The organism is Methanothermobacter sp. KEPCO-1, from assembly GCF_008033705.1.
GTDB classification, from domain to species: domain Archaea; phylum Methanobacteriota; class Methanobacteria; order Methanobacteriales; family Methanothermobacteraceae; genus Methanothermobacter; species Methanothermobacter marburgensis.
Genome location: NZ_CP042937.1, coordinates 610,314 through 636,014, shown reverse-complemented (window position 1 = coordinate 636,014; position 25,701 = coordinate 610,314). Strand labels below are relative to the sequence as shown.

At 49.2% G+C, this 25,701-nt stretch carries 24 protein-coding genes, 1 tRNA gene and 1 CRISPR repeat array (1 of these 26 cut by a window edge); of the genes, 12 read left to right on the top strand and 13 right to left on the bottom strand.

Features of this window, described 5'->3' with window-relative positions:
• Window positions 1-1,271: a CRISPR direct-repeat array (repeat unit 30 nt; unit sequence GTTAAAATCAGACCAAAATGGGATTGAAAT); it reaches 4,305 nt to the left of the window's first position.
• Between the two features lie 292 nt (window positions 1,272-1,563).
• The 3 genes from FVF72_RS03440 to FVF72_RS03430 all read right to left on the bottom strand — a co-directional run bounded on the left by FVF72_RS03440 (window position 1,564) and on the right by FVF72_RS03430 (window position 5,686).
• Complete coding sequence (locus FVF72_RS03440) at window positions 1,564-3,753, bottom strand: CDC48 family AAA ATPase (protein ID WP_013295059.1); 2,190 nt, start codon at window positions 3,751-3,753, stop codon at window positions 1,564-1,566.
• Window positions 3,754-4,020: 267 nt separating this feature from the next.
• Window positions 4,021-5,325, bottom strand: a complete 1,305-nt coding sequence (locus FVF72_RS03435; RefSeq protein ID WP_013295060.1) for a prephenate dehydrogenase — start codon at window positions 5,323-5,325, stop codon at window positions 4,021-4,023.
• A 10-nt stretch (window positions 5,326-5,335) separates the two neighbouring features.
• Complete coding sequence (locus tag FVF72_RS03430) at window positions 5,336-5,686, bottom strand: hypothetical protein (RefSeq protein ID WP_013295061.1); 351 nt, start codon at window positions 5,684-5,686, stop codon at window positions 5,336-5,338.
• A 113-nt stretch (window positions 5,687-5,799) separates the two neighbouring features.
• On the opposite strand from FVF72_RS03430, the gene FVF72_RS03425 reads away from it, so the two are divergent.
• The 3 genes from FVF72_RS03425 to FVF72_RS03415 are packed head-to-tail and all read left to right on the top strand — an operon-like array spanning window position 5,800 to window position 8,940.
• The gene (locus FVF72_RS03425) at window positions 5,800-6,861 is read left to right on the top strand and encodes an mRNA surveillance protein pelota (protein WP_147671218.1); all 1,062 of its coding nucleotides are present in this window, start codon (window positions 5,800-5,802) and stop codon (window positions 6,859-6,861) included.
• Between the two features lie 12 nt (window positions 6,862-6,873).
• On the top strand, window positions 6,874-8,028 hold the full coding sequence (locus FVF72_RS03420) for a radical SAM protein (RefSeq protein ID WP_147671217.1): 1,155 nt from the start codon (window positions 6,874-6,876) through the stop codon (window positions 8,026-8,028).
• A gap of 57 nt (window positions 8,029-8,085) precedes the next feature.
• A complete protein-coding gene (locus FVF72_RS03415; RefSeq protein WP_255503792.1) occupies window positions 8,086-8,940 on the top strand; it encodes a hypothetical protein in 855 nt (284 codons plus the stop codon).
• Between the two features lie 5 nt (window positions 8,941-8,945).
• Here FVF72_RS03415 and FVF72_RS03410 read toward each other — a convergent pair whose 3' ends face one another.
• A complete protein-coding gene (locus tag FVF72_RS03410; RefSeq protein ID WP_147671980.1) occupies window positions 8,946-10,622 on the bottom strand; it encodes an AarF/ABC1/UbiB kinase family protein in 1,677 nt (558 codons plus the stop codon).
• 99 nt (window positions 10,623-10,721) lie between these two features.
• Between FVF72_RS03410 and FVF72_RS03405 the strand changes: the two genes are divergently transcribed.
• A complete protein-coding gene (locus tag FVF72_RS03405) occupies window positions 10,722-11,771 on the top strand; it encodes a glycosyltransferase (RefSeq protein WP_147671216.1) in 1,050 nt (349 codons plus the stop codon).
• 206 nt (window positions 11,772-11,977) lie between these two features.
• Here FVF72_RS03405 and FVF72_RS03400 read toward each other — a convergent pair whose 3' ends face one another.
• Window positions 11,978-13,261 carry an NAD(P)/FAD-dependent oxidoreductase gene (locus FVF72_RS03400; RefSeq protein WP_147671215.1) on the bottom strand — a complete coding sequence of 428 codons (1,284 nt, stop codon included), beginning with the start codon at window positions 13,259-13,261 and terminating at the stop codon, window positions 11,978-11,980.
• Window positions 13,262-13,387: 126 nt separating this feature from the next.
• On the opposite strand from FVF72_RS03400, the gene FVF72_RS03395 reads away from it, so the two are divergent.
• Window positions 13,388-13,636: a HypC/HybG/HupF family hydrogenase formation chaperone gene (locus FVF72_RS03395; RefSeq protein ID WP_147671214.1), complete on the top strand. Its 249-nt coding sequence runs from the start codon at window positions 13,388-13,390 to the stop codon at window positions 13,634-13,636.
• Window positions 13,637-13,703: 67 nt separating this feature from the next.
• On the opposite strand, the gene FVF72_RS03390 is transcribed toward FVF72_RS03395, so the two are convergent.
• A complete protein-coding gene (locus FVF72_RS03390; RefSeq protein WP_147671213.1) occupies window positions 13,704-14,207 on the bottom strand; it encodes an amino acid-binding protein in 504 nt (167 codons plus the stop codon).
• A gap of 97 nt (window positions 14,208-14,304) precedes the next feature.
• Between FVF72_RS03390 and trpE the strand changes: the two genes are divergently transcribed.
• From trpE to trpD, 7 genes are read left to right on the top strand one after another with little or no spacing between them, the layout of a single operon-like run.
• Window positions 14,305-15,708: an anthranilate synthase component I gene (gene trpE / locus FVF72_RS03385; protein ID WP_147671212.1), complete on the top strand. Its 1,404-nt coding sequence runs from the start codon at window positions 14,305-14,307 to the stop codon at window positions 15,706-15,708.
• A 5-nt stretch (window positions 15,709-15,713) separates the two neighbouring features.
• Window positions 15,714-16,295, top strand: coding sequence for an aminodeoxychorismate/anthranilate synthase component II (locus FVF72_RS03380; protein WP_147671979.1), 582 nt, complete (start codon window positions 15,714-15,716; stop codon window positions 16,293-16,295).
• Between the two features lie 4 nt (window positions 16,296-16,299).
• Window positions 16,300-17,124, top strand: a complete 825-nt coding sequence (locus FVF72_RS03375) for an indole-3-glycerol-phosphate synthase (protein WP_147671211.1) — start codon at window positions 16,300-16,302, stop codon at window positions 17,122-17,124.
• A 28-nt stretch (window positions 17,125-17,152) separates the two neighbouring features.
• Window positions 17,153-17,833 (top strand): phosphoribosylanthranilate isomerase, encoded by a 681-nt coding sequence (locus FVF72_RS03370; protein WP_255503790.1) that lies wholly within the window; start codon window positions 17,153-17,155, stop codon window positions 17,831-17,833.
• A 9-nt stretch (window positions 17,834-17,842) separates the two neighbouring features.
• Window positions 17,843-19,021: a tryptophan synthase subunit beta gene (gene trpB / locus FVF72_RS03365; protein ID WP_147671209.1), complete on the top strand. Its 1,179-nt coding sequence runs from the start codon at window positions 17,843-17,845 to the stop codon at window positions 19,019-19,021.
• 55 nt (window positions 19,022-19,076) lie between these two features.
• Window positions 19,077-19,874, top strand: a complete 798-nt coding sequence (trpA, locus tag FVF72_RS03360; protein WP_013295075.1) for a tryptophan synthase subunit alpha — start codon at window positions 19,077-19,079, stop codon at window positions 19,872-19,874.
• Window positions 19,871-20,923, top strand: coding sequence for an anthranilate phosphoribosyltransferase (gene trpD / locus FVF72_RS03355; protein WP_013295076.1), 1,053 nt, complete (start codon window positions 19,871-19,873; stop codon window positions 20,921-20,923). The genes trpA and trpD overlap by 4 nt, the downstream gene beginning before the upstream one ends.
• A 7-nt stretch (window positions 20,924-20,930) precedes the next feature.
• Here the strand turns inward: trpD and FVF72_RS03350 are convergent.
• From FVF72_RS03350 to tfe, 7 genes are all read right to left on the bottom strand, one after another.
• Window positions 20,931-21,004, bottom strand: a tRNA-Ile gene (locus FVF72_RS03350).
• Between the two features lie 93 nt (window positions 21,005-21,097).
• Window positions 21,098-21,670, bottom strand: coding sequence for an adenylate kinase (locus tag FVF72_RS03345; RefSeq protein ID WP_147671208.1), 573 nt, complete (start codon window positions 21,668-21,670; stop codon window positions 21,098-21,100).
• Between the two features lie 10 nt (window positions 21,671-21,680).
• On the bottom strand, window positions 21,681-21,974 hold the full coding sequence (locus FVF72_RS03340; RefSeq protein ID WP_013295078.1) for a metal-sulfur cluster assembly factor: 294 nt from the start codon (window positions 21,972-21,974) through the stop codon (window positions 21,681-21,683).
• A gap of 131 nt (window positions 21,975-22,105) precedes the next feature.
• Entirely contained in the window at window positions 22,106-23,023 is a 918-nt protein-coding gene (locus FVF72_RS03335) for a DUF5591 domain-containing protein (RefSeq protein WP_147671207.1), read from the bottom strand.
• A gap of 39 nt (window positions 23,024-23,062) precedes the next feature.
• Complete coding sequence (locus FVF72_RS03330; protein WP_147671206.1) at window positions 23,063-24,508, bottom strand: glutamate synthase-related protein; 1,446 nt, start codon at window positions 24,506-24,508, stop codon at window positions 23,063-23,065.
• A gap of 116 nt (window positions 24,509-24,624) precedes the next feature.
• Window positions 24,625-25,110 carry a TIGR00295 family protein gene (locus FVF72_RS03325; RefSeq protein WP_147671205.1) on the bottom strand — a complete coding sequence of 162 codons (486 nt, stop codon included), beginning with the start codon at window positions 25,108-25,110 and terminating at the stop codon, window positions 24,625-24,627.
• Window positions 25,111-25,142: 32 nt separating this feature from the next.
• Complete coding sequence (gene tfe, locus FVF72_RS03320; RefSeq protein WP_147671204.1) at window positions 25,143-25,679, bottom strand: transcription factor E; 537 nt, start codon at window positions 25,677-25,679, stop codon at window positions 25,143-25,145.
• Between the last annotated feature and the right edge of the window lie 22 nt (window positions 25,680-25,701).

Below are 25,701 nucleotides of genomic sequence, written 5' to 3'. Positions count from 1 at the left end.
ATCATCGGGTCCCCTCGTATGCGATTAGTTAAAATCAGACCAAAATGGGATTGAAATTATTGTAAATTGTTTTTATAATAAGAGGCTTTATGAGTTAAAATCAGACCAAAATGGGATTGAAATATACTTTAATGGGAGGGGTGTATGATGACTGATGAGTGTTAAAATCAGACCAAAATGGGATTGAAATATACTTACACTTATCACAACAAAAAGTATTATCACAGTTAAAATCAGACCAAAATGGGATTGAAATTCGGCACCTAGGGGATTTTATTGATGAGTATTTACAGTTAAAATCAGACCAAAATGGGATTGAAATTCTTTTCGATCTCTTCCAGATTTCTGACTATCGCTAAGTTAAAATCAGACCAAAATGGGATTGAAATCGTCAACTATCACCCCGAAGATGGCGTCGGGGTCATGTTAAAATCAGACCAAAATGGGATTGAAATTTACGATTGTATGGACGACTTTGTTGAATTCTTCAAGTGTGTTAAAATCAGACCAAAATGGGATTGAAATTCCTTTTCCCCTTCTTTCTCGAAACCCCCTTTCTCAGGTTAAAATCAGACCAAAATGGGATTGAAATTCTTCAGCAATCATCGGGTCCCCTCGTATGCGATTAGTTAAAATCAGACCAAAATGGGATTGAAATTATTGTAAATTGTTTTTATAATAAGAGGCTTTATGAGTTAAAATCAGACCAAAATGGGATTGAAATATACTTTAATGGGAGGGGTGTATGATGACTGATGAGTGTTAAAATCAGACCAAAATGGGATTGAAATTATTTTTTTAAGCCCGTATAACCCGTATTTTCTCAAAAAACGCCGTTAAAATCAGACCAAAATGGGATTGAAATTACTGTGCGTGTTCATGAGTCCCGTAAGAAGTATTATAGTTAAAATCAGACCAAAATGGGATTGAAATTATTTATTGATTCCTCCGCTAATCTCATGCAGTAATGTTAAAATCAGACCAAAATGGGATTGAAATCTCATTTTGTTTCACCTCAAATTTGTATTGTATTGTTAAAATCAGACCAAAATGGGATTGAAATTCAGCAGGAAAAAATTGAGGCCCTGTCCTCAAGGGCCTACGGTTAAAATCAGACCAAAATGGGATTGAAATTGCAGGGGCTTCAGGGTCGCATGGCTCATGCCATGCAGGTTAAAATCAGACCAAAATGGGATTGAAATATTACTGCCGGGTAGGGTTTGAAGTTGCTGTTTTCTATTGTTAAAATCAGACCAAAATGGGATTGAAATTAAAGTGGATGAGAGGTGGTTAGATTGGTGAGTGATAAGACTAAGGAAATACAGGGATGTATATTTTTAATTCTATTCTTTTTGTTTTTGCTTTTCTTCGTTGGGAGCATGATATTTGGAGCATGATAGTTTTAAATAGATTATGATTGAATTGGGCCATTCTCTTAGTCTTGAAACCAGGTTTCATTTAAAATCAGGTCGAAGTGATTGTAATGCTTTATTGTGAATTTTCAAAAAAAGATGCTTTTAAATTAAAAATGTGTATAAATTCATTTAAAAAAATTTAGAGAGGTTAATGGTACTGAACCTGTTCCTCAACGCCACCCTTTGGTTTTATTTTTTCCATGGCCTCAAGGAAGTGTTTCATCGGGACATCCTCCGCGTCCATGTTCTCTCTGAGTGTCAGCATGGCGGCCTCCCTGCAGACGGCTTCAATGTCGGCACCAACGTATCCTTCTGTCTTATCCGCCAGTTTTTCAAGGTTCACGTCATCTGCAAGCGGCATATCCTTGGTGTGCACCTTGAATATGGCGAGCCTTGCCTCCCTGTCTGGATCGTCGACCTTCACGTGTCTGTCGAATCTTCCAGGTCGGAGGAGCGCAGGGTCCAGGATGTCTGGCCTGTTGGTTGCGGCTATCACAGCAACGTCCTGTAGCTCCTCAAGTCCATCGATCTCTGTGAGGAGCTGGTTCACGACACGCTGGGTCACCCCTGAGTCTGCAGTGCTTCCACTTCTCACTGAGGCTATTGAGTCTATCTCATCAAAGAAGATCACGGTTGGCGCTGTCTGACGGGCCTTCCTGAAGACTTCACGAACACCCTTCTCAGATTCGCCCACCCATTTTGAGAGGAGTTCAGGGCCCTTCACGGCTATGAAGTTTGCCTGGCTCTCATTGGCGACTGCCTTGGCGAGGAGTGTCTTACCTGTACCTGGTGATCCATGCAGCAGGATACCCTTTGGCGGTTTTATGCCGAATTTCTTGAACCTGTCGGGGTACTTGAGGGGCCACTCCACAGCCTCCCTGAGTTCCTGTTTGGCGTCCTCCAGTCCACCTATGTCCTCCCATGAGACGTTGGGCACCTGTACAAGGACCTCCCTGAGTGCTGATGGTTGCACCTCTTTCAGGGCTTCCTTGAAGTCTGCCCTTGTGACTATCATCTTCTTGAGGACCTCTTTGGGTATCTCCTCATCGGCCTTTATCTCAGGCAGAACCCTCCTCAGTACTCTCATGGCGGATTCCTTACAGAGTGATTCCAGGTCTGCGCCCACAAAGCCGTGGGTTATCTCTGCAAGTTCATCCAGGTCAACGTCCTCTGCCAGTGGCATACCCCGGGTGTGTATCTGGAGTATCTCCTTTCTTTCCTCCCTGTCAGGGACGCCTATTTCGATTTCACGGTCGAATCTGCCGGGTCTTCTGAGTGCAGGGTCTAGGGCGTCTGGTCTGTTGGTTGCACCTATGACCACAACCTGGCCCCTGCTTTTCAGGCCGTCCATGAGGGTGAGGAGCTGGGCAACTATTCTCCTTTCAACCTCGCCACTCACGTCCTCCCTTTTGGGTGCTATTGCATCTATTTCGTCTATGAATATGATGGATGGTGCGTTTTCCTCTGCTTCCTCGAAGAATTCCCTTAGTCTCTCCTCTGATCCCCCAACGTATTTGCTCATTATTTCGGGACCGTTTATGGCTATGAAGTGGGCGTCGCTTTCGTTGGCGACTGCCTTGGCGAGGAGTGTCTTACCTGTACCTGGTGGTCCATGCATGAGGACACCCTTTGGTGGTGTTATGCCGAGCCTCTCGAAGAGTTCGGGCCTCTTGAGGGGGATCTCTATCATCTCTCTGACCTTTTTGACCTCCTCCTTGAGGCCTCCGATGTCCTCGTATGTAACGTCGACTAGGTTCTTCACGCCCTCCAGTTTGCTGACGTCAACGGGTTTTGACTGCATTTCCACCTGGGTTGTGGGCGTGACTCTCACGACACCCGCGGGGCTTGTTGATACGACTGCGAGTTTTATTTCCCCCAGGGGTGAGAGGTCCATGAAGTCCCTGAAGAACTCATCGAAGAGCCCTCCACCGGATATCTGCTGCCTTATCCCTGATACGATTATGTCCCCCTTGACGAGGACCCTGTTGAGGAATGCTGATCTTATATCTCCACGTATGATCACCTCCTGGTCAACGGGTGCCAGGACGACTTTCTGGGCGTCCTTTACCTCTGCCCTTCTCACTGTCACCTCTTCGCCGATGGATGCCCCTGCATTTTTACGGAGGTATCCGTCTATCCTTATGATTCCGAGGCCTATGTCGGACTGTGATGATATGACGGTTGCAGCGGTCAGTTTTTTACCCTCTATTTCGATTATGTCTCCATCGGAGAGACCCAGTTTTTCCATGCATGCGGGGTCCACACGGGCTATACCTCTACCAACGTCCTGCTGGGCGAGGGCCTCTGCAACCTTTAATTTTATTTCCTTTTCTGCCATACAACCCACCTCTTTTGTGTAATTATTATGATTCTGGTTAAATTTATAATTTAACTGAATATTTTAGTAAACTTAAGTTACTATAATATTGAAGTAAGTCATCATATATAAAGTTTTCGGTATATTTATATAGTAATAGCAGAAGCAATTAATACTTACCCGCTGGTCAACTTTAGCAATCTCTAAGAGGTAGGGGGCGCTGAATTAACAGCACCCTCCATCATACCCGCCGGTCCACTTTAGCAATCTCTAGGAGAGGTGTGGCTGCTATCTTATCCTGGCCCCCATACCCTCAAGGATTTCCCTGACCCTCTCGTAGTCCTCCCGCTTGAATACACGAATCCTGAGGGTTAAACTCACATGACCATCGGGTATCTGCGGGCCACTATAAACATCAACGACCTCTGAGCCAGCAACACCATCAAGAAGCCCTGTAAGGTACTCAATAACATGGGGGGCCACTGTATCTGGAAAAACAGCCGATATATCATAAACACGTGTGGGAAGGTTTTCAGCCTTCCACATCTGAAGTTCATCATCAGATAGAACCCTTATGTTGGAGATCTTGAATCTGAGTAGCCTCTTACCTTCCCTGAGGGTCGCATAATCCGGTGTGACCGACTCAAGCACCCCAACATGCACCTTACCTGAATAGATGTGCCTCAGACCAACTTCCCCTCCAACAGAATCCTTCAGAATTTTAAGTTCCTCATTGAGGGCTTCTATTGCCTTATCAGACCTCCCCAGGGACGCCTCAACATCATCGATGTTCTTGGCTGCAAGGCCCATCCTTGATACGAATTCATCCATCCTGCCATCACTGAGCATCTCATTGAGTTCAGAGGCCGTCCTCAGGAAACTGTCACGCATATCCTGTCCATGGGGGTTGTGGATCTGGATGGAGTATGCCAGGTAGGGGTTCTGGGCCACTATCCTTGCAATGGTGTCTATCATGAGGTTGTAGATGGGGCTTGCAAATTTCCTCGACTCCCTTATATCGACCCCCTCTGCCTCGAGGGTGGATGCTATGCTTATGTAGGCAAAGTGTGTCAGCACCTGAACAACACTCATCATACGGTCATGGGTTGCAGGATCAGTTACTATAACACGGGCCTTATGTTTCTCAAGGAACTCAATGACGGTATCAACCCAGGGATTTTCCTGTGTGGGTGTAAGGACAACTACCTGTCCCTCAAGGGAGGAGACCCTGGGCCCGAACATGGGGTGGGCTGGAAGGTGGTGGGCGCCATCCCCTATGGACTCCTCCATGACCCTGGCGGGTTCCTCCTTTACAGATGTGACGTCCATCAGGAGGCCCCCCTTCCTGACCTGGGGGGCGACCTCCCTTATAACATCTGCGGTTACATCTATCGGCACAGAAACAACCACGACATCTGCACGGGATGCCGCCTGGACGTTGTCACCACAGTATTCCACACCGATCCTTGATGCGGCTTCCATTCCAGCATCATGGTCCCTTCCGGTGATTATGACCCTCAGGCCCTCCTTTTTCAGGAACCTGGCTATCCAGTATCCAAGCCCACGCGTACCCCCTATGATGCTCACAATCATTTCCACCAGCCTACTCCCTGAAGGCCTTAACAGCAATGTAGCCCCCTATACCACCCAGCAGGAGGCTCAGACCCCCAATGATTACAAGACCCGTGGTGAAGGTGAATATGTCAGGTGCGGCAAGACCTGCAATCCTACCGGGCATTTGGGGACCGAATATCATCCCTGATGAGAAACTTATAACCGCAAGGATGAGTGAAGCAGCAGCCCCTCCACCCGCACTTCTCACTTCAGCCCTTGTGAGGTAGGCTGCCAGGAACCCCGTGAAGGTGTAAACAAAGAGGCCGTCAATGAAGAATAGCAGGATGAAGCCCACGATGATGCTCAGAAAAATTGCAGTGCCTGATTCATAGTCACCCATCAGATTACACTCCTCGCCTTTAGCTGACTCTTAATTTATAAAAGCATGCATATATATTATCATTGATCATTCAGCATATAGAATCATCTTCCAATTGATTCCAGGGTGAAGAGATGAGGATAGTACATGAGGATGAGAAAAACGGCGTCATAGAAGTTGTACCAGAAACCCTTGACGACCTCTGGCACCTCTCCCATATAATTGAGGAGGGGGATCTGCTTTCTGCAAGGACAACAAGGAGGATACAGGATACCAGCGGAGAGAAGATAAGAAGCGACAGGGGAGTTAAGAAAACCTTCTATCTGGGTATAAGGGTCGAAACTGTCAGTTTCCACATCTACACAGGAAAACTCAGAGCAACAGGGGTTATAGAGAGAGGCCCTGAGGACCTGGTTCCCCTCGGGTCGCACCATACCCTTGAGGTTAAACTCAACACTCCCCTCAGGATCAAAAAGGATTCCTGGAGCAGATGGACACTTAAGAGGCTTCAGGAGGCGGTGGAGGCATCAAAGCATATCAGGGCAGTGATAGTTGTGATTGAGGATGATGTGGCAGACATTGGGGTCATAAGACAGTATGGTGTGGAATACCAGGGCCCCATCACAGGCCACATCCCGGGTAAGAGGATGCAGCAGAGGGACCGGGGTAAACTGCGACTTGAATTCTATGAGAGTATAGTGGACGCCCTCAAAAAATATGGTGAACTTGAGACAATCATAATTGCAGGCCCTAGCTTCTACAAGTCGGACTTCCATGAATACCTGCTGGAGAAACACCCTGAAATTGGAAGGAAGGCCGTGGTTGAGAATACAGGGACCGGAGGAAGGTCAGGAATATATGAGGTTCTGAAGAAGGGCACCGTGGAGAGGGTTTCATCAGAGAACAGGGTGGCAGCAGAGGTAAGGAATGTGAATGAGGTCCTTGAGAGGCTGGCGAGGGACCCTGAAACCGTGGTCTATGGCAGGGAGAAGGTGCTGGAAGCCATCAATATGGGGGCTGTTGAGAGGCTGCTGGTCCTTGACAGGATTGTAAGCAGGGAGGATATTGAGGGATACCTTGATAGCGTTGAGAGCATGGGGGGTTCCGTGGTTCTCATAAGCAGTGAACACGAGGGCGGCAAACAGCTGGAATCCCTCGGTGGACTTGCGGGGATCTTAAGGTTCAGGATTTCATGATGGGGGTATCAGGTGTTCAGGATTCTCCAGGATAAATGCACCGGTTGCGGGAGATGCAGGATGCTCCAGTGCAGCGAAAAATGTTCAGGGTGTGGGGCCTGCCAGCTGGTATGCCCTGAGGGAGCACTTGTTCCAGGGAGAAGGGATGATACAGAGTACAGGGTGACAGTAAACAGTGAAGATGTCCGGGCCACTGGCACCGTGGGGGATGCCCTTGAGGCCGCAGGTATCCGGGTAAGTGACATCCCCGGCGAGGGAGAATTATTCTCACCATGCGGTACAGGCGGATGCTGGGCCTGCACTGTATCAGCAAATGGCAGGGCGGTGCAGTCCTGTGTAACACCCCTTGAGGAGGGGATGGTCATAGAGACCATACCCGAACCACCACTCAGGTATGTGAGCAATTTCGGCCCCCACACGGCGGGGGGAGTGGGGACACCCTTCAGTGAAAAGGGGGATGGTCCGGTTGAGGTGGTATGCTTCGCCCATGGATGCAACCTGAGGTGTCCCCAGTGCCAGAACAGCCAGGTGGCGTTCACCAGGGGTGACACGTTGCTTGACCCTGAAGAAACCGCAATGATACTGCTTGGTGTTGAATCGATTTACAGAACAGGCACAGTGACGTTCTCAGGGGGTGAATGCACACTTAACAGGTCATGGCTCTCTGGTTCAGTCAGGAGGATAAGGGAACTTGATGGGGGGATCAACATTCACGTGGACACAAATGGCACCGTGCTCACCCCGGGATACATTGATGAACTTGTTGAGGCCGGCATGAACAGGATAGGAATTGACCTCAAGGGCAGGAGGTTGGAGACCTTCATGGGGATAGCAGGGCTCAGTGACCCTGAAAAAGCCAGGGTGTACCTTGAAAACTCCTGGAATGCCTTCAGGTACATATCTGAGGAGCATGATGGGATATTCATGGGCCTGGGGGTCCCCTACAACAGGGCACTCATATCCACCGGGGAGATTGCTGAAATGGCATCTGAGATAGCCTCTGTCAGTCCAGACGTCCAGGTAACCCTCCTTGACTACAGGCCCGAGTTCAGACTTAAAAATATACAGAGGCCCCCGGTTTCTGAAATGCTTGGGGTTCGTGACCTGATGCTTGACGGGGGCCTCAGAAGGGTAATTGTCCAGACATCTGAGGGGTTCATAGGATGATCACAGAGGGAGCGTGAGAACTTGGTTATGTTAATTTATGACTGGACCCTGCTTTTGGTGGCTCTCGCTGTGCTTGTACTGACACCTGCTGCTGCGGCCATCATATCCCTCTTTAAAAATTCAAATCTCTACACTGATGTGAGGGGTGGCACACCCCGAGGTGCCGGTATTGTGCCATGGGCAGCACTCTCGATATTCACACCCCCACCATTTAACGCACCAGTTGCTGTAATGGGGGCTCTGGCCTTTATTGATGACCTTGCTGGAAGAAGGAGGATAATGAACCTTCCCATTGAGTGGGGGCAGCTTTCAAGGGGATTGGGTATACTGGCAGTCACCCTCATCACCTACCCCTTCATGGGGGCCTGGGGACTCCTTGTGGCACTCATGGTACAGCCACTGAACATTGCCGACATGCAGCCTGGTGTGGCCTGCACCGTGACGGTCATCATGTCCCTCCTGGCACTGCCTGCAGCAATCATAACAGGTTCAGGCATTCACCTTACCCTTCTCATCATGGTGGTGGCACTGGCGTACTCACCACTTGATTACATGGGGAGGATAATGATGGGGGAGGTTGGAAACCACAACTTTGCAGTTGCCCTTGGACTCCTATTCTACATTTCAGGGGGACCGTGGCTTCTCCTGGCGCTCTTTTTCCTGACACCCCTTGTAACGGCCATTTTAAGGAGGGATAATCTCTCAGAATTCCTTGAGAAGAGACTTAAAATTGAGAACCCCACCCTCGGGGATCTTTATATGGATGTCATGACAGGTGGAGGTCTCGGGGATCTTTTAAGGAGGATCATACTTGGTAGGAGGGCTTTCAGAATCCGGAACCCCCTTCTGATTTCGCTCGGGTTCAGGAGGCTACTTTTCAACCCCCATGCATCCCGGCTCCCCGAGTCCTGATTCCATCAGGTCATCTTTCTTGACTTTATGATTGAAATTATGAGTGCAAGGGCTATGAGGAAACTCACAGCAAAACCGAAAAGCCCCAGGAAGGGGAACTTCTGGAGTATCAGGGCCTCCTTGGGGATTGCAACCAGTGATGAGCCGATTATAAGGGCCGAGACCAGCATCGCCACTGATATCCTGTTGGTTGATCTTTCAATTCTCCTTGATATCTCATCGAGGTTCCTGTGCTCAAGTTCCATCTTGAGTTTGCCCTCCTCCAGCCGCTGAAGCGCCCTTATCATGCCACGTGGGAGATCGTTCACTATGTGTTCAAGTTCTATTAGGGTGGAGGGGACCTCGTCCAGGTTCCGCAGGGGGTTCAGGCGTTTTCTGATGAGACTGTAGGTCATCTCCCATGCAACTTCAAGTCCATTGAATCTGGGATCCAGGCGCTCACCAAGATCCTCTGCCATGCTCATGACCCTTGCAAGGAGCACGAAGTCCCGGGGGATCCTTATCCTGTGCTTCATTATCATCTCAGGCATTGTGAATTCTGTGAGGATCTCCCCAACCTTCTTAACGTCTGCGCCATAGTAGCGATCAAGGAGGTCTATTATATCATACTTGACCTCTTCAAGGTCTGTATCCTCTGTGAGGATATTCATGTACCTCAGCTGGTTCACTATACCGTTTACATCATAGTTCATGAGTAGAATGAAGAGTTCAGCCAGTTTATCCCGGAATGAACGGTCAAGGTGACCCATCATCCCGAAGTCAAGGAAGCAGAGCACGTTACCCCTCTGGACGAGTATATTGCCTGGGTGGGGGTCGGCGTGGAAGAAGCCGTGTATGAATATCTGCCTGAAGTAGCAACGGGCACCCCGCTCTGCTATTGTCCTTGCATTGAATTTTATGTCTGATTCAAGGATTTCTGTGAGTTTAACCCCCTCAACATACTCCATGGTCAGCACCCTGCTGGTGGAGTATTCCCTGTAGACGTAGGGGGCGTAAACGGTTTCGTCATCAAGGAACATGGCCCGGAATCTCTCAGCGTTGTTGGCTTCCTGGTGATAGTCCAGTTCCTTCCTGATGGCCCTTTCAAACTCCGCCACTATTCCCGGGAGATTATAGTACTCGAGACCTGGGATGCGGTCATTTGCAAGCTTTGCAAGGTACTTCATGAGTATAATATCACTCTTTACGGTTGCGGCTATACCCGGGCGCTGCACCTTAACAGCAACAGCCTCCCCGCTTTTCAAACGCGCCCTGTGGACCTGGCCTATGGATGCCGATGCAATGGGCTCCTCCTGGAATTCGGAAAAGATATCCTCCAGGGGCATTCCAAGTTCAGATTCGATAACCCTCCTGACGTCCCTGAAGGGGAACGGCGGTGCCTCGTCCTGAAGTTTGGCCAGTTCATCTGCTATTTCCCTGCCCACAAGGTCCGCCCTGGTGCTCAGCACCTGGCCCAGCTTGATGAAGGTCGTCCCCAGCTCTTCAAGGACAAGTCTGAGGCGTACGGGGGCCGGTTCATGGATCTCCTCAGGGCTCCTTATGTAGAGTTTGAGGCTTTCAAATAACCTGTTTTTGAGGCCTATGGCCTCAAGTATGTTTCCGAAGTGGTACTTGCCCATTACCCTTACTATCTCCCTGAGGCGCCCCATGTCTGGCCTCTTATTATAGGGGGGTATGTTCATATTAACCACTTATTTAATGTATAATATTTAAACCTATTTTGCAGATATAGAATCTCCAGTTACATTTCATGGGTTTTTCACTGAAATCATGGTGATCATATGAAGGCACTTTTCACTGTAACAGGTCGGGGAATGGGTGGAGACGCAATAACAGCACTAAACATAGCCAGTGCACTTGAGAAGAGAGGATTTGAATGCGAATTTGCACTTGATCACAGCGCCCCCGGGATACTCCTTAAGAAGAGGGGTATCGACTGGCACAGGGTCAGGATACCCCAGGCCGGGGGCCACGCAGCAAGCAGGCTGAAACTACTGAAGGCTGCTTTCAGGACGCTGAGGGCGGTTTACGAGACAGGAAGACTGATAAGGAAGATCAAACCGGATGTGGTTGTTGGTGTGATAGGAGGGGGTGCGGTGGTGGGCTGCCTTGCCGCAAAAATTACCGGAGTGCCTGCTGTGGGTGTTCTCATAACCCCAACCGATGCACGGGTCTGCACCCGCCTTAACAGGAACGTGGCGCTTCCAGAGTCCAACCTATTTGGAAAGGACGTTGAGGGAGTTGAGAGTGTATATTCACCCATCAGCCCGGATATAACACTGGGGGATCCTGAAAGGGCCATTCAAAGGATGCCCCCTGAATTTGACCCTGAGAAACCAACCATTGTTTTCTCCTCAGGTTCATCCCTCTTCAGGATGATGGCTGAGGCCGCGGTTAAAATGGCAGAATCAGATGTCAGTGCAAACATTACGGTTGTGGGTCACCCCCTCAGGGAGGAATACGGGCGGATGCTGGACCGTGATGGGATAATCAACCTAGGCTACATAGACTGGGTCAGTGACCTCTACAGCCTCGCCGACCTTGCGGTGCTCTCTGATGATGGGGTGATGGTCCATGAGGCCATTGCAATGAGGGTGCCTGTGGTGGCACTGAGGGGTGTCAAGTATGGAAGGTACCATAACATGGGTGCTGTCTTCAGAGGTGCCGTGCTGGAGACCGACCTTGATGGTATTGAGGGGGCTATTTTAAGGGCACTTGAGGCTTCAGATGATATGGGGAGGGCCGCTGAGGCCTACAGTGGTGATGTAATAGGGGCTGCAGACAGGATAGCTGAAATTATAGAGGAGGAGGCGGTTAAGTCAGTGTCTTGACTTTGAGGTGTGTTTGGGGATCTCATCTGAGGAGGCGGTTAAGTCAGTGCCTTGAGTTTGAGGTGTGTTTGGGGATCTCATCTGAGGAGGCGGTTAAGTCAGTGTCTTGAGTTTGAGGTGTGTTTGGGGATCTCATCTGAGGAGGCGGTTAAGTCAGTGTCTTGAGTTTGAGGTGTGTTTGGGGATCTCATCTGAGGATGGTTAAGTTAGTACCTTGAGAGGAACCTCATGAGCTTGTATACACCATCCGTTGATGGGTGTGTCTCCACGAAGTCCTCAAATTCATACATTGAAACACCCATTCGCATGAGCAGTGAAAGGTAGGGCATTATCAACCTGGCACCCGGTGCAACAGAGTACACTGCAGTTGCAGTGCCATCATCCTGGATTCTAACCTTGTTTAACCCTGTTTTCCCCTCAAGAACACTCCAGAATGAACCAGGACCTGCAAGGCCCGGTATAACAGCCTCCCTACCCTCTGGATCCCCAGTTTCAATGAAGCCAACATCGTATCCCAGTGATATTGCGTAGGGAAGGTACCGGTAGTCAATTCGCCTTTCAACACCCGCTGCATTGAGCCCGGCCACCACACCTTCCATCCTTGCAACGGGCGTTGTCCCGTGACCACCTGTAACGTCACCTGCCGCGTAGACGTGTTCTCTTGAGGTTTCCATGCGCTCATTAACCTTAACTGCACCGTTTTCTCTGAGTTCAACGAACCCATCTAGGAACTCTGAGTTTGGCCTCTGACCTGTTGCAAGGAGGGTGAGGCCCTCAATGCGCCCGGCCGATGTTTCGGCACCATCCTCATCTATTGTGGTTGTGGATGTATTCTCAAGGATTCTGACGTCTTTCAGAAGTTTACTCATAACGTAATCCCTGATGAGGGGGTCAAGTTTGCCAAGGAACTCGCTTCTTGATACCACGGTCACATCTGATCCAAGGGAGGAGAATATACCTGCAAATTCAGCTGCAATTACACCCCCGCCTATTATCACGAGTTTTTCCGGGATTCTCTCAAGATCCAGCACGTTCCTGTAGGTTATGGCTTTTTCAGCACCCTCAATGGGGGGGATGCTGGGCCTGGCCCCTGTTGCTATTATGAGCCTGTCATAGGGGAGTTCATCATCCCCTGCGATTACTCTATCCTCTGAGACCTCTGCGTCGGCGTATATTATCTCAACACCAGCATCAAGTGTCTCCCTTTCTGTAACATGCCTTATCCTGCTGAGTGTTTTCCTAACACCAGCCGCTATTCTCCTGTAGTCTGCAGAGTATTCAAGGTCAACGACACCTAGATCCCTGAGCTTGTGGGCTTCATCCAGGAATCTTGCAACGTCGTTCAGACCACACACAACCATACATCCCTCATTAAGGCATGTTCCCCCAATGAATTTCCTTTCAAGGATTGTAACGTCGTTTTCAAGGGCTGCAAGTTCCATGGCTGCGGCCCTTCCTGCGGGACCTCCCCCTATCACAACACACTTCATAGGACGCACCTGTATTAATTCTGAATGGTTATTTCCCACAAATCTTTATATGTCACAAATCTTTATCTAATTACTGACAGTGTAATTTTTTGACTTTGATCCTATTAATTTGGAGAGGGTTATTGAATGTGTATTGCAGCACCTGCTCAGATTATTGAAATTGACAGTGAGGCTAATGTTGCCACCGTGGACTTTGGTGGTGTGAGGCAACAGGTGAAACTTGATCTTGTGGATGACGTTGAGGAGGGCAAGTATGTGCTTGTTCACTCAGGCTACGCCATTGAGGTCATGTCTGATGAGGCGGCCAGGGAGTCCCTGGAGGCCTGGGATGAACTCCTGAAGGCCCTTGAAGAGGAGGATAACCTGGAGATTTAAAGTTCCAGGATTCCATTTAATTTTAAAGGTTCTGGTATATTTTTTGCTGTTTTGGTTACTGAAGTCCTTAGTATATTGACACCCTTTTAACACCATCTATTTTCAGGAATTCCCTGAGTAGACTGCCGGGGATTGGTTTTTCTGTTATTATGGTAAGTTTCGGATTTTCATCCAGTTCAGGGTCCCCTGCATGGGCCTGCCTTATTGTTATACCACTACTGGATATCAGCTCTGCAGCAGCGGCAAGTATCCCGGGGTTACGGGCCTCTGCCTCTATCTCCACCACACCAAAGTCAAGTTCGGCTGCAGCGTCCCTCAGGAGTGCCCCTGCCGGTCTGAGGTTCTGGAATATTCCCCTGAGTTTTTCGTCCTCCAGGATGGTTTCTGCTGTTGCCCTGACTGTTCTTCTGTCAACACCTATGGCCCTTGCAAGGGCAACATCATTTATTTCAACGTCATCACAGTAGACCTTTCCATCAGGGTCTATTCTGAGTCCCAGCTCTATGATCTTCCTTGCAACATCCATTCTCGACGGGTATCTTTCGAATCTGTGTTTTATCTGATTCCACATAACCACACCACATCAATGTACATTATTATACAGGCAAGATTTAAATAGTACTTTCATGTATAAGTACTTTGTGGATTAATTAAGGTGATAGGAATGCATGGGAGTGAATGTTTTTGGCATTATAAACCTGGAAAAACCCAGAAAAGAAAAACTGGAATTCAGAGAACCCTTTGAAGTATTCAAAAGTATCTATTCTGAATATGAGTCTTCATTCCTTCTGGAGTCCATGGAAAGTGACACTGGACTTGCAAGGTACTCCTTCATTGGATTTGAACCTGAGATGATAATAAGGGCCCGTGAAGGGGCCATTGAGATTGATGATGGTGATTCCAGGGAGGAGTTTGATTCTAAAAACCCATTCGAGGACCTCAGGGGATTCCTGAAGATGGAAAAAAACTCCGGAGGATTCTGCGGGGGACTCGTGGGTTACATATCCTATCAGGCCGCAAGATTCTTTGACACCATCAGGCTCAGTGAAGGTGATTTCCCTGATTTTGAATTTGGACTCTTCCTTGATGGTATCATGTTCAACCACCTGACAGGGGAATGCAGCTACATCAGCCGTCACGGCAACAGACTACCTGATATATCCCCCCTCCTTGGGGATGAGGTCCCCACAGGGACCCTGGGATACAGGAGGGAAAGAACACTCCTCTCAAAGAGGAGGTACATGGACATGGTCCTTGAGGCCAAGGAGAGGATAAGGGAGGGTGAAATATTTCAGGCAGTGCTTTCCAATGCCACAGATTACAGGCTGAGGGGAGACAGGCTCGCATTCTATGAATCCCTCAGGAGGATCAACCCCTCACCATACATGTACCACCTTAAACTGGGTGAAAGGGAGATAACCGGCTCAAGCCCCGAGATGCTTGTCAGGGTTGAGGATAGAAGGATTGAAACCTTCCCCATTGCAGGAACACGTCCTCGAGGAAGGACAGAAGAGGAGGACAGGGCGATAGCCTCTGATCTTTTATCTGATGAGAAGGAACTTGCAGAGCACCTCATGCTGGTTGACCTGGCCAGGAACGATATAGGACGGGTCTCGGAGTTCGGATCGGTGGAGGTGCCTGAATACATGACCATAAAGAGGTTCTCCCATGTGCAGCACATACTCTCCCATGTAACAGGTAAACTGAGGGATGGGATGGATGCAGTTGATGCACTGGGGGCTGTTTTTCCTGCAGGCACCGTGAGCGGAGCACCAAAGATAAGGGCAATGGAGATAATAGAGTCCCTTGAAGGTGTTCCAAGAAATGCCTATGCAGGCGCACTCGGCTACCTCTCACTCAATGGAAACGCGGACTTCGCAATAACCATAAGGTCAATGGTATGCAATGGAAAAACAGGGAGAATCCAGGCAGGAGCAGGGATAGTGCATGACTCCATCCCGGAGATGGAATATCTGGAGTGCCAGAATAAGGCGAGGGCCCTTCTAAAGTCAATGGAGATGGCAGGTGAATCTGGGATGGGTGCTCTGCCCTACAATGGAGATGGAAGGTGAAGAAGTTGATCCTGATAATCGATAACTATGACTCATTCACCCACAACCTCTACCAGATGGCAGGGGAGATCCTGATGGAAATGGATTCTGCAGATATCCTCGTTGTGAGAAACGATGAGGTGGGCATTGATGATGTTAGGGCCCTTGACCCTGAGAGGATAATAATCTCCCCGGGTCCAGGCAACCCCATTAAGAGGGAAGATTTCGGCATATGTGGTGATGTGATAGGTGAATTCACTGATAGACCCATACTGGGGGTCTGCCTCGGGCACCAGGGGATATTCCATTACTTTGGTGGTGTTGTTGGTTACGGGGAACCTGTTCATGGAAAGATCAGCGAGGTCTTCCATGACGGATCAGAACTCTTCAGGGGAGTTCCAAATCCCTTCAGGGCCACAAGGTACCATTCACTGAGATGTGAATGCAGTGGGGTGCCTGAGGACATCCTGGTATCTGCATCTGCACCTGACGGCACCATAATGGCCATAAGACACCGGAAGTATCCAGTCTACGGGTTACAGTTCCACCCGGAATCAGCGGGAACCCCCCATGGGAGGGACATACTTGAAAATTTCCTCAGGATGTGATCAGATGTCCATACTCCAGGAGATAATAAGGTCAAGAAAACTTGAGATCAAAAATTTATCCAGAAAAAAGCCCCTTGAGGAGCTCAGGGATGAATTAACATCCCTGGACGAACCATTGAGTTTCACTGATGCCCTCACAGGAAACAGGGTATCACTCATATGTGAATATAAAAGGGCATCCCCCTCCTCAGGAAGAACCTATGGGAGAGGCCTCCATGAGATGATGGAGGTGTACAGGGAGGGCGCAGACGCTGTTTCTGTTATCACAGAGAACAGATACTTTCAGGGTTCCATCGAGTTCCTCAGGGAGGCTTCAGAATATGAGATACCCCTCCTCATGAAGGACTTCGTGGTGGACGAGTACCAAATATACCAGGCAAGGGCATCAGGGGCATCATCGGTTCTCCTCATAACCGGGGTTTGCCCTGACCTTGAATCAGGAATTGAAACCTGCAGGGAACTCTCAATGGAGCCCCTGGTGGAGTGTCACAGTGCAATCGACATATACAGGGCCATAGAGGCCGGGGCAGAGATCATAGGAGTTAACAACAGGAACCTGGAAACACTCGAGGTTGATCTTGAGCGCACAAGGGCCCTGGCCCCCCTGGTACCCGATGAGCTGCTCCTGGTATCCGAAAGCGGTGTTATGGGGCCTGAGGATGCTGAGATCCTTGCAGGCTGCGGGGCAGACGCACTGCTCATAGGAACCTCCCTCATGCTGTCCAGTGATCCACGGGAACTCCTTGATGAGATAATAGCAGCCGTTAAATCCTGCAGACCTGGCAGAAAGAGGTACTCAGGGGATGAATTCTTTGAACAGTTCGCATGAGCAATCTCTGGGGACAGGGATGAGTCAGATGAAGATCAAGATCTGTGGGCTCACAAGGGAGGAGGACGTTGTCCTCGCGGATTCACTTGGGGCCGATTTACTGGGATTCATACATGCACGCAGGTCACCAAGGCACCTTGAACTGGGGGATGTGGCGGAACTATCATCCATCATACCAGATGAAAAGGCGGTTCTTGTCATTGAGACATCAGAAACCGCGAAGATAATGGAGGCCATAGATAAAACAGGTATAGAAAGGATACAGCTTCACTCTGCAAGTCCTGAAACAGCGGGAAAAATCCATGAGTCCCTCCATGCGGAGGGATACAGTCTGGAGCTGACCCTCGCCGTCCCCCCTCTTTCTTCCCACATCTGCGGGCATGAATTTCAGGGAATATCAGGTCTGATCCTTGACTCGGCTTCAGGCGGAAGAACAGGGGGCACAGGGAAGATAATACCCCCCTCAGATGCCCTTGAGTTACTGGCCCTTATAAGGGGAATGGATCCCTCCCTGAGGGTTACACTTGCAGGGGGCCTTACACTGGAATTTGTCAGGAAAAACAGGGAATATGTATCGAAATTCGACTGCCTGGACTTCAACTCAGGGATTGAGACTGGGCCGGGTGTAAAGGACCATGAGATGATGGCTGAACTCATGAATTACATTGAGGGACTCCCCACCAGAAAAGGGGCAATTGAAGAAATATAGGTGTTTATCATGATAATGGATGGTAAATTCGGTAAATATGGGGGAATATTCGTGCCAGAACTCCTCATACCTGCACTTGAGGAGCTTGAGGCGGCATTCCTCCACTACAGTAAGGATAGGAGGTTCAATGAGGACCTGGAACACTACCTGAGGGAATACGCAGGAAGACCAACAGGTTTGTACCACGCCAGGAACCTCTCAGAGAAACTTGGATGCAGGGTCTACCTCAAGAGGGAGGATATGCTGCATACAGGGGCCCATAAAATAAACAATACAATAGGCCAGGCACTCCTTGCAGGGTATATGGGTAAGAGGAGGCTGATAGCAGAGACAGGGGCAGGGCAGCATGGAATAGCAACTGCAGCAGCAGGCGCCCTCTTTGGGATGGATGTTGATGTCTACATGGGAACCGAGGATGTTGAGAGACAGAAACTAAACGTCTTCAGGATGGAAATTTCAGGTGCAAGGGTCATACCTGTTGATTCAGGTTCAAGGACACTTAAGGACGCCATAAACCAGGCCATGAGGGACTGGATAAGCAGCGTGGAGGACACCCACTATCTGATAGGATCCACCATGGGGCCCCACCCATACCCCACCATGGTGAAGCACTTCCAGAGCGTCATAGGAAGGGAGGCCAGAGAACAGATACTTGAAATTGAGGGTGAACTTCCTGACACCATAATAGCCTGTGTTGGTGGCGGTAGCAACGCCATAGGTATATTCTCAGCCTTCCTGGACGATGATGTTGAACTGATAGGTGCAGAGGGAGGGGGTGAAGGTATAGAGTCAGGAAACCATGGGGCAACCCTATCGGCTGGTTCAGAGGGTGTACTGCACGGTTCACTTTCATATGTACTCCAGGATGACGATGGACAGATAAATGAGGCCCATTCGGTTTCGGCGGGCCTTGACTATCCCGGGGTTGGCCCGGAGCACGCATACCTCATGGAGACCGGAAGGGCAATGTATGAGCCCATAACCGACGCCGAGGCCCTCAGGGGCTTCAAACTCCTATCAAGATGTGAGGGTATAATGCCGGCGCTTGAAAGTGCCCATGCCATAGCATGCCTTGAAAAATACGCCTCAAAACCTGAAAACAGGGGAAAGACTGTTATAGTTAACCTTTCAGGAAGGGGAGACAAGGACATGTTCCTTGCAGCAGGCCTTCTGGGGGTGGATGTATGAATTACGCCAGAGTAACTCAGAACGATATGTTTGGGGCTGTTCGGGGGGTGGCTGTGTGAATTACGCTGAAATGTTCAGCAGGGTTGAGGGATGCGCCTTTGTTCCATTTGTGGTTGCAGGGGATCCTGACATGGAGACCTCAGTTGAAATCATAAGAACACTTGTGGATGCCGGTGCAGATGCCCTTGAAATAGGTTTCCCATTCTCTGACCCCATAGCAGACGGCACAAGTGTACAGGAGGCTGATCTGAGGGCTTTAAATTCCGGGATGACCACCGATGACTGTTTCAGGCTGATAGAGAGGATAAGGGAATTCACCTCAGTACCGGTGGGTCTTCTTGTATACTACAACCTGATATACCGCATGGGTGCTGATGAATTCTACAGGAGGGCCGCCGAGGCTGGTGTTACAGGTATCCTTGCCGCGGACCTTCCCCCGGAGGAGGCCGGCGATGCCCTCAGGGCGGCTGAAAGATATGGAATTGATCAGATATTCATAGTTGCACCCACAACAGACAATCAGCGCCTCAAAATGATCTCAGAGGTTTCATCAGGGTTCCACTACCTTGTATCGGTTATGGGTGTCACCGGTGCAAGGTCCAGGGTTGAGGAGAGCACACTTGAACTCATAGAGAGGGTTAAGGGGGCAGGAAGCCTTCCTGTGATGGTCGGCTTTGGTGTTTCACAGCCAGAACATGTGAGAATGCTTGCTGACGCAGGTGCCGATGGTGTTATAGTTGGAAGTGCAATCATAGACCTGATATCCAAAAATCTTGATGACAGGGAAAGGATGCTTCAGGAGATATACGAAATGGTCAGAAAAATGAAGACCGCTGCAGGGGGGTCCAGATGAGGTTTGAGGGGATAATGAATGATATAATGGACTTCAGGAACCTCAGTGAGGATGAGGCCCACGATTTAATGGAGATGATAATGGATGGTGAAATGGGGGATGTGCAGATCGCCGCATTACTCACAGCCCTTGCAATGAAGGGGGAGACCGTGGATGAGATCACAGGGTTTGCAAGGGCAATGAGGGAGAGGGCAGTGAAGGTTAAAATCCCTGAATCCATGAGGGTCGTTGATGCATGTGGAACAGGGGGTGACAGGTTCAAATCATACAATGTGAGCACCGCAGCAGCAATAATAGCCGCCGCAGCCGGTGTTAAGGTTGCAAAACACGGCAACAGGGCGGTTACAGGTTCATGCGGCGGTGCAGATATACTTGAGGCCGCGGGTGTCAACATAGAGCTGGGACCTGAAGCTGCATGCAGGTCTCTTGAAACTCTGGGAATAGCCTTCATGTTTGCACCACTCTTTCACAGGGCAACCGCCAGGGTGGCACCCGTAAGGAGGGAACTTGGCTTTAAGACGGTATTCAACATACTGGGGCCCCTAACATCCCCTGCATCAGCAGAGGTACAGCTCCTGGGGGTATTTGATCCCTACCTTGTTGGTCCAGTTGCAGAGGTCCTCAGAAACCTTGGTGTTAAAAGGGCTATGGTTGTCCATGGCTTTGATGGTAACATGAACCCTGCGATGGATGAGATATCCACGGTGGGCCCAACACTTGTGGGTTTCCTTGAGGATGATGAGATAGGGATTAAGAGGCTCATGCCACCGGATTTCGGTGTTGATGTTGGGCAGCTACAGCACCTGAAGGCGGCATCAACTGTTGATGGAAACCTCAGAATGTTCATGGATGTCCTCGCTGGACTTGATGATACTCCTGGGAGGAAATCGCGCCTGGATATCGCCCTTGCAAATGCAGGTGCACTGATATACCTTGCTGAAATGGAGGATACACTTGAAGGTGGAACAGAAGCTGCAAGAGAAACAGTTGAATCTGGAGCTGCACTCCGTTTAATGGAAGATTTCGCATCCTTCACTCAGAACCTGTAAAAGTGAATGGGCCCGCTGGGATTCGAACCCAGGGCCTCACGGTTATCAGCCGTGCGCTCTAACCACCTGAGCCACGGGCCCATGAAGCATTTAAGAATCAGTGGGGTGATTCCAACTTTTGGAATTCATCATATATATGCTTTTCTGTCCGGGAATCCAGCAGTTTTTTCAGCATCAACCCCGTAAAATCCCGAGGTCCTCTGCTGCTTTGATGATCTCAGTGATTTCAGATGCGGTCCTTTCAGGGGTCCTGTTTTCAACCACACTGACAATGGATCCCATGAGGGCTGCGCATACGAACATTGCTGTTCGTAGTAACTCCATGTGCTCCCTCAGGGTTGAGGGATTATCATGCATTCTCCTTTTGGAGTCAGCAATCCTCCTTTTAATTATATCCTGGGGATCCGCTTCGAGGATTATGATGAGATCAGGGGTTATGAACTCCACCGGAAGTGAAACAAGGTAACCGATGGGTGACCTGTCAAGTCCGTGGAGATCCAGGAGCACCCCCTTCATTTCAGATACTCTGTGGGCGGCTTCACGCCAGATATTGTGCTGCTGATCCATGGGGAGGCTGAAAAGTTCCTCCAGTGTACCTGCAAGGCCTCTCTCCCCTGCAACTTCAAGCATCAGTTCCCCATAATTGATGAAGACATGATCCAGGTTTTCAGAGAGAATCCTGCATATGGTGGTCTTTCCTACACCTGGCACGCCCACAATGGCAATGGTTTTTGGAAAACCCGGCATGAGACTGATATCATTTATTTACCATTTCACTTATGGCATCTGCCATCATATGGCCTTCCACTGTGATCTCGGCCCGGTCGATGCCCTCAACCTCTTCGGCAACAGTTCTTGCGTCCATTGCCATCCTGGCGGCGCTCATGCATCCGGGGTTTGTGGGCCGGATCGTTATCTTTGCAATGGTTTCACCCTTCTCCTCGATTTCGATGTTTTCAACAAGACCCATCTCCACTATGCTTATACCCATGTGTGGGTCTGCAACCTTTTTGAGAGCTTCCTTAACCTTTTCCAAGAGTTCTTCTGACATTATTATTACCTCAGCTGGTATTTTGATAATCACTGTTGTGATTCTCTATTTTTAAGTTAACCCTATTTAAACATGTCCATTATCAGCCGCCCTGAAAAAGAATTTTAAGCCATCATATAATGAAATAAGGGTTATTTTAAACTTTTTCTGCGCCTTAACCTAACAGCAACACCACGCTCTGCCTTTACCATCTCCTCGCCACATAAAACAGCCCTTCCAACACCCACAACATCCCCCTCACGGACTATTACAACCTCATCGTTGGGTATTATTTCCCTGTCGGCGTCCACTACGCCAGGTGCAAATAGGGTGTTGCTCTCCAGCCTGAAATCTATCTCAACCCATTTCACTCCTAGACTGTAAATGGATGCCGCACCCTCAAAGGATGGTGAGATGAGCCCCCGGTCCATCATAAGGGTGCCTATCTCTGAACCATCCTTTGTGAGGATCCTTCTGTGGTATCTCCCCCTCACCCTGCAGTCATCGGGGATGATAACATCTGCACCCTCTCCGAACTGGTATACTGCCACCGAGCGCAGCATATGGAGCATCCTTTTCCGTGCCCCTATCTTTTCATAGCCTTCAAGTTCCCTTCCAAGCCTATGAATGGCCTCTGGAGAGGTGGGTCTTGAGTTGGTGGCTGTGGGGGTGAAGGAGTCAAGGTACTCCTCGCAGACCTCAAGGTACCCCCCATCGACATGGGCTATAACATCAAGGTCACCCACGTAATCTCTTAGGAGTTCTCCTGAAAGTTTTTTCTCCTCATGGGACCATTCCCCAGTGGTTGAAACATCATATGATGATATTGGATGTGTATTCTCCATCTCCCGGGGGCATATGCCGAAGGGTGATGTGAGTATGAGTTCCTGGAATCCCCTGGTGACCCTCATGAATTTCCTGTGGGACCTTGAGGTCGAGTAGGGCTTCTTCATGCTGCATGGGAGCACCACCACAACCTCCCCGAGGGGCTTCATCAGTTTCATCCTATCCCGCCACCTCACAGCCTCGGGGCGGTGGAGTGATTCTTCAATTGAACATATAACCTTCATCCTATCAGTTATGATTTTATCATGACTCCTTACTGTGGGTTATAGACCATTCAACCATCTGAGACCTGTGAGTTCTGCCACATCCTTTTTAAGGGCTACAAGGTCCTCGTGATTCAGTTTTTTAATATCATCCTTTCCGGTTATCCTTGCAAAATCAGCTATTTCGGCTGTTGAAACCATTATATAGTTTTCAAGCCGTTCAGCAGCCTTCTTGGTGTCCAGGTGCTTCACAAGGGCAGGGTCATGGGTGGTTATACCAGTTGGACACATGCCTGTGTGGCATAGCCTGTGCTGCTGGCAGTTCATGGCAATAAGGGCCGCGGTACCTATGTAAACTGCATCTGCACCCAGGGCAAGGCATTTGGCCATATCAGCCCCTGTCCTGAGGCCTCCCCCTGCAATCAGGGATACTCTACCCTCAAGGCCCTCGTTGACCATAACCTTGGCGGCCCTGGGTATGGCAGCAATGAGTGGTATGCCTGTGCTGTCCCTTATATGCGGGTTAACAGCCCCTGTACCCCCTCCAAATCCATCGAGAGCTATGAAGTCGACACCAGCATCAAGGAGGGCTTTCACATCGTCCTCAACGTTTCCACATCCGATTTTGGCACCAACAGGAGAACCTCCAGAGAGTTCCCTTAGGTATGATACCTTCTCTCTGAGTTCCTCCTGGTTTCTGATGTCAGGGTGATGTGCGGGAGAATATGAGCCCTCACCCTCTTTAAGCCCACGAACCCTTGCCACATCATCTGTGATTTTTTCAGGGGGCAGATAACTTCCTTTACCGGGGTATGCCCCCTGACCGAATCTTATCTCTATGGCGGCGGCCCTCTGAAGTATATCCTCTGTGACTCCGAATCTACCTGTTGAATACTGGACTATGAGGTAATCTCCAGCCTTCTCCATTTCATATTCAAGGACGCCCCCCTCACCTGAATTGAAGCCTATCCCCAGTTTTGCTGCAGCGGATGCAATGGCCATCCTTGTATTTTTTGAGACTGCACCATAGCTCATACCGCTTATCATTATGGGGGAGCTCAGTTTCAGGGGTTTGTCTGCCATCTCCCCTATGGTAACACCTGTTTTCACAGGATCCTCTGCGTTTAGTGGTATGGCTGACACCTGTGCCGGTACAAAGTGTATGTCATCAAGTCCAAGCGGCAGCCTCTTTTGAGATCCCATTGACTCCAGGGGCGCTTCACCTGTTCCTGCAGCCTCCTTGATATGGATTATGTTCAGGTAGTCCCTGTGACTTTCGGAGCGACCTTCCCTCCTCATACGGATGCCATTCAGTGATTCCATGTTACAGAAATAGAGTTCCCTGAGGCCATATTTCTGATAAACAGGGCATGATGCGCAGAGACATCCTCTTTCATTAACCTCGTATCTGCTGCTCCCGGTGGCACAGAAGAGCATCTCATCATCCCCGTGACCGGGATAACTCGGGCAATCCGGGCATAAACATTCCCTGTTCTGTTCCTTCATAACAACCCCTGCTGCAGTTGGCTCTTAATAAGTTATAACGTCTTTCTGTAATTAATATTGATGGTCTGGCAAACACGTGTGGATGGGGATGTGCGGCCCGCTGCTCTAGGCCCCTACTATCTTGACATCTCCATGAGTTCTTCATGAAGTTTTCTGAGGCGATCTATTGATGGATGATTCTTTCCAAGACGATCAGACCATTTTTTAATCACAAAATCAATATCAACCTCATCTGAACCATTTATGAGGTTATCTGCGTGGGCCACAATCTTCTCTTCAAGGGTCTCTGGCATGTAGTTTCCAGGCGGAAGTCCCAGGGCATCAGCCTCGTCATCAGGTATCCCTGCACCAACATGCCTCTCAACTATCCTGATAACCTCCACAGGGTAACTGAGTTCCCGGAGGATACGGGCCCCCTCAACTGCATGATCAACTCCACTGGTCCTGCAGCGGCCTATATCATGAAGAAGGGCACCCTCTTCAACAAGTTCTCTGTTAACAGGGAGGTTTTCTGCCAGTTCAAGGGCCTTTTTTCTGACGGCCAGTGAGTGGTCCACCACCCATTCGGGACATCCAGCACTTTTAAGTAGATGGATGCTCAAGACAACACCCTTTTAATCAAAATTCGTGAGTTCTAGGAATTCAGAGTATGGGTGTGGGCAGTATCAAAACCGTTGTTTTCGTAGAGGCTCAACTCATCCTTCAGCTGCTGTATTATTTCAGAGTTGTCCATGAATTCCATTTCAGAGCCGCATTCAGGGCATGTGAAGTTCTCTTCAGCAGCCTCATCGAAGGTGAAGCGGTAATGGCCGTTTACACATACAAAGAACATGTTGTTCTCCTCAAAGTCCAGGGCTTCCCTGAGTTTTTTAACTATTTCTCCGTGCTTCCTCTTTATCATCTCTGTAACCTTTTCTGGTTCAAATTTCCATGTGTAGGTGTACCACTGTGTTTCAGGGTCCTTGCTTCTCTTGTAGCTTGCCACCCCTGCATCATAGAGTTTGTAGAGTATCCTCCGGACTATGTTTAGTTTAAGCTGGGTTTTTTCTGAAATCTCCTCATCTGTTACCTTACCCTTCATGAGGCACTCCAGAACTGGCACTGCCTCCTCCTCTTCCTCCTCAGTGATAATCTCATGGATCAACTCTTGTAGCATCTGATCATCAATCAATTGAAATCCTCCAGCTTTGAGA

Excerpts from the sequence above, each read along its gene's own strand:
- FVF72_RS03410 (WP_147671980.1), bottom strand. The coding sequence starts at position 10,622 with ATGAACATACCCCCCTATAATAAGAGGCCAGACATGGGGCGCCTCAGG.
- trpD (WP_013295076.1), top strand. The coding sequence starts at position 19,871 with ATGAGGTTTGAGGGGATAATGAATGATATAATGGACTTCAGGAACCTC.
- FVF72_RS03390 (WP_147671213.1), bottom strand. The coding sequence starts at position 14,207 with ATGTGGAATCAGATAAAACACAGATTCGAAAGATACCCGTCGAGAATG.
- FVF72_RS03335 (WP_147671207.1), bottom strand. The coding sequence starts at position 23,023 with ATGAAGGTTATATGTTCAATTGAAGAATCACTCCACCGCCCCGAGGCT.
- FVF72_RS03405 (WP_147671216.1), top strand. The coding sequence starts at position 10,722 with ATGAAGGCACTTTTCACTGTAACAGGTCGGGGAATGGGTGGAGACGCA.
- FVF72_RS03330 (WP_147671206.1), bottom strand. The coding sequence starts at position 24,508 with ATGAAGGAACAGAACAGGGAATGTTTATGCCCGGATTGCCCGAGTTAT.
- FVF72_RS03345 (WP_147671208.1), bottom strand. The coding sequence starts at position 21,670 with ATGCCGGGTTTTCCAAAAACCATTGCCATTGTGGGCGTGCCAGGTGTA.
- FVF72_RS03440 (WP_013295059.1), bottom strand. The coding sequence starts at position 3,753 with ATGGCAGAAAAGGAAATAAAATTAAAGGTTGCAGAGGCCCTCGCCCAG.
- FVF72_RS03400 (WP_147671215.1), bottom strand. The coding sequence starts at position 13,261 with ATGAAGTGTGTTGTGATAGGGGGAGGTCCCGCAGGAAGGGCCGCAGCC.
- FVF72_RS03435 (WP_013295060.1), bottom strand. The coding sequence starts at position 5,325 with ATGATTGTGAGCATCATAGGGGGTACGCGTGGGCTTGGATACTGGATA.
- FVF72_RS03425 (WP_147671218.1), top strand. The coding sequence starts at position 5,800 with ATGAGGATAGTACATGAGGATGAGAAAAACGGCGTCATAGAAGTTGTA.
- trpE (WP_147671212.1), top strand. The coding sequence starts at position 14,305 with ATGGGAGTGAATGTTTTTGGCATTATAAACCTGGAAAAACCCAGAAAA.
- FVF72_RS03375 (WP_147671211.1), top strand. The coding sequence starts at position 16,300 with ATGTCCATACTCCAGGAGATAATAAGGTCAAGAAAACTTGAGATCAAA.
- FVF72_RS03395 (WP_147671214.1), top strand. The coding sequence starts at position 13,388 with ATGTGTATTGCAGCACCTGCTCAGATTATTGAAATTGACAGTGAGGCT.
- trpB (WP_147671209.1), top strand. The coding sequence starts at position 17,843 with ATGATAATGGATGGTAAATTCGGTAAATATGGGGGAATATTCGTGCCA.
- FVF72_RS03430 (WP_013295061.1), bottom strand. The coding sequence starts at position 5,686 with ATGGGTGACTATGAATCAGGCACTGCAATTTTTCTGAGCATCATCGTG.
- FVF72_RS03370 (WP_255503790.1), top strand. The coding sequence starts at position 17,153 with ATGAAGATCAAGATCTGTGGGCTCACAAGGGAGGAGGACGTTGTCCTC.
- FVF72_RS03340 (WP_013295078.1), bottom strand. The coding sequence starts at position 21,974 with ATGTCAGAAGAACTCTTGGAAAAGGTTAAGGAAGCTCTCAAAAAGGTT.